Source organism: Tabrizicola sp. (assembly GCF_051645465.1).
In the GTDB taxonomy this organism is placed as follows: Bacteria; Pseudomonadota; Alphaproteobacteria; order Rhodobacterales; family Rhodobacteraceae; genus Tabrizicola.
On record NZ_JBOFBI010000164.1, the window covers coordinates 1 to 6,557 of the forward strand.

At 65.0% G+C, this 6,557-nt stretch carries 6 protein-coding genes; 3 read left to right on the plus strand and 3 right to left on the minus strand.

The window, feature by feature from the left end; translation table 11 throughout:
* Nucleotides 1–167: 167 nt before the first annotated feature.
* Entirely contained in the window at nt 168–947 is a 780-nt protein-coding gene (gene xth / locus ACRCSW_RS10305) for an exodeoxyribonuclease III (RefSeq protein WP_438704809.1), read from the minus strand.
* Between the two features lie 121 nt (nt 948–1,068).
* Between xth and ACRCSW_RS10310 the strand changes: the two genes are divergently transcribed.
* Entirely contained in the window at nt 1,069–3,162 is a 2,094-nt protein-coding gene (locus ACRCSW_RS10310) for a hypothetical protein (protein ID WP_438704810.1), read from the plus strand.
* Nucleotides 3,163–3,164: 2 nt separating this feature from the next.
* Here the strand turns inward: ACRCSW_RS10310 and ACRCSW_RS10315 are convergent, their stop codons facing one another.
* Complete coding sequence (locus ACRCSW_RS10315) at nt 3,165–3,491, minus strand: HesB/IscA family protein (protein WP_438704815.1); 327 nt, start codon at nt 3,489–3,491, stop codon at nt 3,165–3,167.
* Between the two features lie 79 nt (nt 3,492–3,570).
* Between ACRCSW_RS10315 and ACRCSW_RS10320 the strand changes: the two genes are divergently transcribed.
* Entirely contained in the window at nt 3,571–4,749 is a 1,179-nt protein-coding gene (locus tag ACRCSW_RS10320) for a deoxyguanosinetriphosphate triphosphohydrolase (RefSeq protein ID WP_438704811.1), read from the plus strand.
* Between the two features lie 229 nt (nt 4,750–4,978).
* On the opposite strand, the gene ACRCSW_RS10325 is transcribed toward ACRCSW_RS10320, so the two are convergent.
* Nucleotides 4,979–5,440 carry a disulfide bond formation protein B gene (locus ACRCSW_RS10325; RefSeq protein ID WP_438704817.1) on the minus strand — a complete coding sequence of 154 codons (462 nt, stop codon included), beginning with the start codon at nt 5,438–5,440 and terminating at the stop codon, nt 4,979–4,981.
* 249 nt (nt 5,441–5,689) lie between these two features.
* Here ACRCSW_RS10325 and ypfJ point away from each other — a divergent pair, with 249 nt between their 5' ends.
* Nucleotides 5,690–6,550, plus strand: a complete 861-nt coding sequence (gene ypfJ / locus ACRCSW_RS10330) for a KPN_02809 family neutral zinc metallopeptidase (protein ID WP_438704813.1) — start codon at nt 5,690–5,692, stop codon at nt 6,548–6,550.
* The last annotated feature ends 7 nt before the right edge of the window (nt 6,551–6,557 follow it).

Here is a 6,557-nt window from a genome sequence, read left to right on the forward strand (position 1 = left end):
TCCGCCCCACCAGCTTCCCCGTCTTCCTCAAGGAAACCGAATTCCGCTTCAACAACAGGCGCGAGGACCTCTACAAAATCCTCCTCAAAGCCTGCAGACTGAAACCCCTCAGGACACTCAGCTAGGGTAGACCCTTTGCCAAAATCCTTACTTAAGGATTTTGTTCCTCACGCCGCCAGCCGCACCCAGACCGGCACATGGTCCGAAGGCTTGTCGCCCCCTCGCACGGCCTTGTCGATGCCTGTCTCCTGTAGCCTATCTGCCGCCTGAGGTGACAGCATCACATGGTCGATCCGGATGCCGTTGTTCCGCTCCCAGGCGCCGGCCTGATAGTCCCAGAACGTATAGACCCCCGGCCCGGGGCTTTGCGCCCTTACCGCATCGGTCAGCCCCAGATGGGCAATGCGCCGGAACGCCACACGGGTCTCGGGCAGATAAAGCGCATCGGTCACCCAGGCCTCGGGCTTCGCGGCATCCGCTGCCTGCGGGATCACGTTGTAGTCGCCCAAGGCAACGAAGTGCTCCTCTGCGGCCAAGAGCTCCCGCACCCGCGCTTCCATCCGCGCCATCCAGGCAAGCTTGTAGTCATACTTCGGCCCCGGCGCGGGGTTTCCGTTGGGAAGGTATAGGCCGCAGACCCGCACGGGGCGCCCCGCGTCGACCACCGCCTCGATCCAGCGCGCCTGCTCGTCGCTGTCGTCGCCCGGCAGACCGCGGCGGATGTCGCCAAGCGGCAGCTTCGACAGGATCGCCACCCCGTTGAAGCCCTTCTGGCCATGCGTCTCGACCTGGTACCCCAGCGCCTCGATTTCCGCGCGCGGAAAGGCCTCGTCGACCGACTTGATCTCCTGAAGGCAGACCACATCCGGGGCCGCCGTCTGCAGCCAGGCCGTCAGCGCCTCGATCCGCGCCTTGATCCCGTTGATGTTGAATGTCGCGAGTTTCATGCAGCCTTTGTCTCAGGCCCGGGGGCGTCGCGCAAGCCCCGGGGTTCACGGCTTTTTCGCACAAGCCGGGAACTATGCCGTGCTAGGTTTCCCTGGCGTCAGTTCAGCAGAATGCCTCATCATGCCAGATCAGCCCATCAAACCAGTGAAAAAGCAACTGATCGTCGTGGTGCACGGTGTCGGCATCCGGGCGGCGGGCGAAAGTTCCGATCTCGTCGCAGGCGCCCTCGACGGCGCCGAGGCGGCAGGGCCTGACGGCTCGTTCCGCCGCCGAGCCTCAGATGACTTTCAGCTGTTCGAGAAGCCGCTGAAGGGCTCCGACCCTATCGCCAAGTCGTTTCCGGCCCGGCTGACCCGCTTCAGGCAGTTCCGCGGGCAGTTCCCGGACCCACAAAGCCCAGAACGCGTGATCACCGACTTCTACTGGGGCGATGTCGGCGGCTCTGCGTCCTCGGCGCCAGCGGTCCTGGTCGGGCTTGGGCGCATCATGCTCGGCCTCGCCCATGTCGTGCGCGAGAACGCCCTGACCGTCTTCCCCGACCTCACCTCCCGACCCCAGGCCGCCTGGCGAGCACTCGCGCGGGGGGCCGCACTGGCAATCCACGGCCCGGTCTTCGCGCTTAACATCACGCTTTTCATCGGCCTTTTCTTCATCGTCCTCCTCGGCGACAAGACGAACTGGGTATCGTTCCTCACGGCCCTTTCCTGCATCGGCCTCGCCGTCTTCCTCCAGATCAGAAGCCAAAGCTTCCTCGTCCGCCACATGGGCGCCTATCTCGCAGTCGCAGGCCTTCTCCTTCTGCTCTTCACTTCGCTCGACGGCACCGCCGGCATACCCTACGCGCTCCCCTGGATCGACGAGTCGTTCCGCCAGGCGCTCTGTTCCTGGAAGTCCGCGACGGACAGCACCACCTGCCTTGGCAAGCACGTCGCCGGACCCTTCCTGCACGCGATGCGCCTTCAAGGCCTGATGGTGCTCATCTGGTGCGGCCTCGCGGTCACCGCCCTGATCTTCGGCATCAGGTGGTTCGCCGCCATCTTCCGCCGCGATCCCCTCAGCCGAAGCGACCTCCTGATGCCGACGCTGTCGCTGATGATGCTCCTGTGGTTCCTCCTCATCGGCCTCGCCTGGGCCGCAGTCGCCGCCGCCTACGGCCAGATCGGCCCCGGCGTACTCACCCGCACCGTCGCCCCGCCAAGCGAGCCCTGCGGCTTCGGCCCGTTCCTCCCGAACTCGGACTGCTACTTCGGCTCCGACCGCGCGGTTCTCTTCACCACGTCGCTCCGGGGCGTCTGGGCCGCCGTGGCCATGCTCCTGATCCTCATCGCCGCAAGCGCGCTCTACCTCCTCTACCGCCGCCTTGCGCTCCGCACTGTCACCCCCGAAACCTACCTTGCCGATGCCGACCGCAACGCCGACCGGCTTCGCCTCGTCGTTCCCGGAGCCCTCCGCGCCGCCCTCATCCTGATGCCGATCTTCATTCTGATCCTGATCTGGGCCAGCGCCCTTTACCCCGCCGATCACTGCAGCACCGACGCAGCGGGCAAGCTTTTCTGCATGCTCGAAGAATTCATGCTTCCCCTGCTCGCCTCCGCCGTCACCGGCATCGCTGCCATCGCCCCCTTCATCCTGCGTCCGCTCACCCTCGGGATCAACGTCGCGGGCGATGTGATCATCTACCTCAACGATTTCCTCTGGCGCCGCGCACCCCACGCCCCCCCAAGCCGCACCTTCGCCGAGATCACCTTTCCCACCCTTGCAAGCGTCCGCCAAAATGCCCCGGTCCCCGCCCATGGCTATATCTTCCGTACCCGGATCCAGAAGCGGCTCAGAAATCTGGTCAACGACTTGATCCGGACGGAAGAGCCCGACCGCATCGACTTTGTCTGTCACAGCCAGGGTACGGTCATCGCGCTGGATGTTCTGGCCACCAAGGGCAGGTACTGGGGGCGGGGGCGGGAGCTGACGCTCATCACCATGGGCTCACCCCGGCGGCATCTCTACAACCGCTACTTTGAACATGCCTTCCCCGACCTTGACGCCCCGCCCCCCGGTGTGAACCGCTGGACGAACATCTTCCGGATCGACGATTTCATCGGCACCCATGTCCTGACCACGTCGCCTGATGAAATCCCCATCGGTCGCGGCGGGCATACCAACTACTGGCTCGACATCCGGGTGCGCGAGCATCTGCGCGGGCGGCTTGCCAGCTGAGATCAGAGCGAAAAGCTTGTCCCGCAGCCGCAGCTCGACTTGGCGTTCGGGTTTTCCACCACGAAGCGCGCGCCGATCAGCTCATCGGTGAAATCGATCACCGCATTCTGCAGGAACGGCAGGCTGACACTGTCGACCAGCACCCGCTGCCCGTCTTTCTCCAGCACCAGATCGTTCGCAGCCGGGGCGTCCAGCTGGATCGAGTACTGAAACCCCGAACACCCGCCGCCGTCCACTGCCACGCGCAGGGGCCGGGTCTCGCCGGTCAGTTCGGCGATTTCCGCAAGACGGGCAAAGGCCCGGTCCGTCACTCTGGGGGGAAGCGTCAGTTCCATGGCTGTTCACGTATCCTTCCGCACTGTCAGTGAATATATGACAGGCAGAAGCCCCGAACAAGGGAAGGCCCCGATGCTCGCTCCCTATGCCTGTCTGCCCGACACCTCGCGGGGAAGGCTGTGGCCGGAACGGCTGTCGTCTTTCCGTTCGCCCTACCAGCGCGACCGCGACCGGATCATCCATTCCAGCGCCTTCCGGCGGCTGAAGCACAAGACGCAGGTCTTTGTGGAACATGAGGGCGACTATTACCGCACCCGCCTCACGCATACGATCGAGGTCGCGCAGGTCGCCCGCACCATCGCCGGGGTCCTCGGTCTCAACACCGACCTTGCCGAGGCGGTGGCCCTTGCCCACGACCTTGGCCACACCCCCTTCGGCCATACCGGCGAAGACGCGATGGAACGCCTGATGGCGCCTTATGGCGGGTTCGACCACAACGCCCAGGCGCTCCGGATCGTCACGCGCCTCGAACGCCATTATGCCGACTTCGATGGGTTGAACTTGTCCTGGGAAACCCTTGAAGGCATTGCGAAACATAATGGGCCAGTTACAGGCCCCAATGCCGACAAGAAGCACGATGGCCCGCTGCCCTACGCGCTTGCCGAGGTCAACCAGCAATGGGATCTCGAACTTGACACCCATGCCTCGGCCGAGGCGCAGGTGGCCGCCATCGCCGACGATGTCGCCTATTCGCACCATGACCTCCATGACGGCTTGCGGTCAGGCCTTTTCACCGAAGACGACCTGATGGAGCTTCCCGTCACCGGCCCCGCCTTCGAGGAGGTCGACCGCCTTTACCCCGGCCTCGAAAAGATGCGCCGCCGACATGAGGCACTCCGTCGCGTCTTCGGGCGGATGGTCGATGATGTGATAGCGGTGGCTCAGAACCGCCTGACAAGCGCCCAGCCGAAGTCGGTCGACGACATCCGGCACCTCGGAACCACGGTGATCCGCTTTTCCAAACCGCTCTATCAGGACCTGAAGGCGGTCCGCAGCTTCCTCTTCCACCGCATGTACCGCGCCCCAAGCGTCATGGAAGTGCGCGCCGAGGTCACCCGGAAGCTGGACGACCTCTTTCCGCTCTTCCTCAGAAACCCCGCTCTCCTGCCGCCGGAATGGCAGGCCGACGTCCAGGCCGCCAATGACGAAACCCAACTCGCCCGCGTGATCGCCGACTATGTGGCCGGCATGACCGACCGCTTCGCGATTCAGGAACACCAGCGGCTCTGTGGCCCCAACACGCCCGCCTAGCCTTTCATCTTTGCCCAAATATCCCCGCGCGGCGCGCAAAACCCGAGCCTCTGCGCGTTCTTCACGCGCAGAAGCGAGACAAAGAGTCTTCGCGCGTAAGCGCTCAATTTGAAAACCGTCCCAACCCGCGACCAGGCCCGGCATTCTTCCCGCCGGTACAACCCGCGCCTCCCCTCCCCCTGGTGGGGAGGGGCCGGGGGTGGGGGGCAACGGCTCAGCAGATCAGGGCTCAGGCCGTGCGTGCCGCCTTCACCCAGACCCCCGCCAGAACGACCGACAGGATCACGTTCCACCCCGCCATCGAAATCCCGAACATCGACCAGGCGATCTCGTCGCAGCGCACGGGGGCCGCGACATCGGCCGCAGGGTTCAGAAGATCGGCGGTCGAGATACCCTCGATCGAGCCCGCCGTGCAGGTGGCCAGGCCCTCCCACCAAAGCTGCTCGACGCCGACATGAAAGACGCCAAGCCCCGCCGCGGCCAGCGCCGCCAGCACCCCCAGCCAGGCCAGACCCCGCCAGCCGGTGGCCAGCGCCACGACCCCGATCAGGATCGCCGCCGCATGCGGCCAGCGCTGCCAGAGGCAAAGCTGACACGGCGCAAGCCCGCCGATGTACTGGAACGCGAAGGCTCCGCCCAGAAGCCCGACCGAGCCAGAAGTCGCAATCAGGATCAGGTTCTGGCGGGTCAGGGTCATGGCATGCCTTCAGGGATCAATCTGGCAGCGACCATAGGCCCGCGCGCGGCCAAGGGAAAGACACGGGTTTGTTGGCGCAGCTTTCCCGCTTCCGATAAAGCGGGCCAGCAAGTAACACTTGTACCGACCGGTGCCGGCGAATGTTAAGGATTCGTTGATGCCTATCGACAAAGCATTGTTTTTGTTAGCGCCGGACGGGCGTAACTCAGCGTTACGCCGGGTCCAATGGGGAGGGGTGACAGAATGGATTGGCGTGGGCGTAGGCAAAGCGGCAACATCGAGGACCGCCGCCGGATGGGTGGCGGGGCGGCGAAAGTCGGCGGGATCGGCGGGGCAGGGGCCATCATCGTCGTCCTCCTCGCCCTCTTCCTCGGGGTCGACCCCAACCAGTTCTTGGGCACCGGAGATCAGGGCGGAAGCCAGACCAGCGGGCAACCCGCCGAACTCACCGCCGAGGATAAGGCCGAGGGCGACTTCGTCTCGGTGGTCCTGGCCGACACCGAAGAGATCTGGACCAACGTCTTCCAGGACCAGCTCGGAAAAACGTACCGCCCCGCGACCCTCGTTCTCTTCAAGGAAGCGACCCGCTCCGGCTGCGGCGGCGCATCCGAGGCCACAGGCCCCTTCTACTGCCCGGCCGACCGCAAGGTCTACCTCGACACCGCCTTCTTCACGACGCTCCACCAGCGCCTCGGCGCCAGCGGAGATTTCGCCGCCGCCTATGTCGTGGCCCACGAAATCGGCCATCACGTCCAGAACGAGCTCGGCATCCTGGGCGAGGCCAACCGCGTCCGCCAACAGGTGAGCCAGGAGGAATCGAACGCGATCTCCGTCCGGGTCGAACTCCAAGCCGATTGCCTCTCCGGCATCTGGGCCCGCGAGGCAGTGCAGACCCTAGGCGTGGTGGAGCGCGGCGATCTCGAAGAAGCCGTGAACGCCGCCCGCCAGATCGGCGACGACACCCTCCAGCGCAACGCCGGTCAGCGCCCCATGCCGCATACGTTCACCCACGGGACCTCGGAACAGCGGTCGCGCTGGTTCATGGTCGGGCTGCAGTCCGGCCAGATCGCCGATTGCGACACGTTTCAGACCGATGATCTTTGACCCCAGG

Bases quoted from the DNA above. Each gene is read 5' to 3' on its own strand.
- ACRCSW_RS10320 (WP_438704811.1), top strand. From the start codon at position 3,571: ATGCTCGCTCCCTATGCCTGTCTGCCCGACACCTCGCGGGGAAGGCTG.
- ACRCSW_RS10310 (WP_438704810.1), top strand. From the start codon at position 1,069: ATGCCAGATCAGCCCATCAAACCAGTGAAAAAGCAACTGATCGTCGTG.
- xth (WP_438704809.1), bottom strand. From the start codon at position 947: ATGAAACTCGCGACATTCAACATCAACGGGATCAAGGCGCGGATCGAG.
- ypfJ (WP_438704813.1), top strand. From the start codon at position 5,690: ATGGATTGGCGTGGGCGTAGGCAAAGCGGCAACATCGAGGACCGCCGC.